Here is a 2,133-nt window from a genome sequence, read left to right as displayed (position 1 = left end):
CCAAACACAGCATATCGGCTTCAGCCGAATTGCTTCCCATGAGTACTTGCCGCTCTCTAGGAACTTGACCCCTGATCTTGGACACGGTGATTCCATCACGATGCTGGGGAAGCGAGAATCCAAGGGATGGTTAGGAAGAACTACACCGACGAGTTCCGGCAGCGGGCGGTGGACTTGTACGAGTCCACTCCCGGTGCGACGCTCAAGGCGATCGCAGGCGACCTCGGGATCTCCCGGGGTGCGTGAATCCGGCTCATCTGCGAGCCGGGACGAACGCTTCCAATCGTGCCGAGTACAGGGCCCGGGCTGGCACCCCGGGCTCAGCGCTCAACGACACCCGCGGGTCCCGAGGTCGTGCCGAGGCATTGCGCGCGGCCGCACGCTCCGGTATGGATCTGGGCGCCGCGATCACGGCCGGCCTCTCCCCCCTCGACCGCGACCAACCCAGACTGTGGTGATCCACCTCACGCCGCTCATATACGCATGAGAAGACGGAGTCGACCATCACCCGCTCGGCCCATGCCCGCGATCCGACTCTCGGAATCGCTCGCTGTCAGCGGTGCTCGAACTCAACGGAATACTCTCCTCGACGTAGTCGAGCACCCGATCGAACTGAGCCTCGGCCGCCTTCGTGTTGGACTGGTTGTCAACTGAGTTCAAGCATCACCTTGGCGACCCACCACATCGACTCGGAGTAGTGCCCCTTATGGTGGTGTAACCCGCTGGTGACCAGCTTGTCGGCCTCTGCGACTTCGTGGTGGACGGCAGCGCGGTCACCGTGTGATCCTTCGAGAAAGCTCTCTACTTCTCACTCGAAAGGAACAACCACGATGACCGCTGCCCATATTGTCGACCCTGCCCGGGTCCTGGACCAAGCCCTGGGCCAGGCCTCCCCGGACCTGCTGCGCTCACTGCTGGCCACGATGATCAACATGCTCCTGTCGGCCGACGCCGACCAGGTCGCCGGCGCGGAGTACGGCCGCCCCGATCCCGACCGCCTCGTCCAGCGCAACGGCTACCGTCACCGCGACCTGGACACCCGGGTCGGCACGGTGGACGTGGCAATCCCCAAGCTCCGCCAGGGCAGCTACTTCCCAGAGTGGCTGCTGGAGCGGCGCAAGCGCGCCGAGTCGGCGATGATCACCGTGGTCGCCGACGCCTACCTGGCCGGGGTCTCCACCCGCCGGATGGACAAGCTCGTCAAGCAGCTGGGTATCGACTCCTTGTCGAAGTCCCAGGTCTCGCGGATGGCCGCCGACCTCGACGCCCAGGTCGAGGCCTTCCGCCACCGACCGCTGGGCGAGGCGGGCCCGTTCACGTTCGTGGCCGCCGACGCCCTGACGATGAAGGTCAGGGAAGCCGGACGGGTCATCAACGCGGTCGTGCTGACCGCGACCGGGGTCAACGCTGACGGCCACCGGGAGGTCCTGGGCCTCCAGGTCGCCACCGCTGAGACCGGGCCGGCCTGGAACACGTTCTTCGCCGATCTGGTGGCCCGGGGCCTGTCCGGGGTGCGGCTGGTCACCTCGGATGCCCATGCCGGGCTGAGGGAGGCGATCGCGGCGAACCTGCCCGGGGCGGCCTGGCAGCGGTGCAGGACCCACTACGCGGCCAATCTGATGAGCGTGTGCCCCAAGAGCCTGTGGCCGGCGGTCAAGGCCATGCTCCACTCCGTCTACGACCAGCCGTCCCCGGCCGCCGTGGATGACCAGTTCGACCGGCTGCTGGACTATGTGGAGGCCAAGCTTCCCCAGGTCCATGCCCACCTGGACGCCGCGCGGGCCGACCTGTTGGCGTTCACGAGTTTCCCGGTCGACGTGTGGCGCCAGATCTGGTCGAACAATCCTCAGGAGCGGCTGAACAAGGAGATCCGGCGGCGTACCGATGCCGTGGGGATCTTCCCCAACAGGGAGGCCGTCATCCGGCTCGTCGGGGCCGTGCTGGCCGAGCAGACCGATGAGTGGGCCGAGGGCCGGCGCTACCTGGGCCTGGAGGTCCTGGAACGCTCACGAGGCACTCAGACCCCCGACGGCCCGGACCGGACTCACCTGGAAGGAGCAGACCCCATCCCACCCGAACTGACAGCCTGACCCCATATCGAAAGATCACGAAACGGATACACCACTACAAGGG

1 protein-coding gene and 1 pseudogene are annotated in these 2,133 nt (G+C 66.3%); both read left to right on the top strand.

Annotated features, from left to right (window positions below; translation table 11 throughout):
* Positions 1–126 precede the first annotated feature (126 nt).
* A pseudogene (locus HMPREF9153_RS12190) lies at positions 127–240 on the top strand (transposase); the annotation flags it as partial.
* A 590-nt stretch (positions 241–830) separates the two neighbouring features.
* Entirely contained in the window at positions 831–2,090 is a 1,260-nt protein-coding gene (locus HMPREF9153_RS04635) for an IS256 family transposase (protein ID WP_004809871.1), read from the top strand.
* Positions 2,091–2,133: the final 43 nt, after the last annotated feature.

Source organism: Cutibacterium avidum ATCC 25577, from assembly GCF_000227295.1.
GTDB lineage: Bacteria > Actinomycetota > Actinomycetes > Propionibacteriales > Propionibacteriaceae > Cutibacterium > Cutibacterium avidum.
Note: the sequence above shows the minus strand (reverse complement) of the source record. Positions and strands in the feature narration are given on the sequence as shown.

Excerpts from the sequence above, each read along its gene's own strand:
- HMPREF9153_RS04635 (WP_004809871.1), top strand. The coding sequence starts at position 831 with ATGACCGCTGCCCATATTGTCGACCCTGCCCGGGTCCTGGACCAAGCC.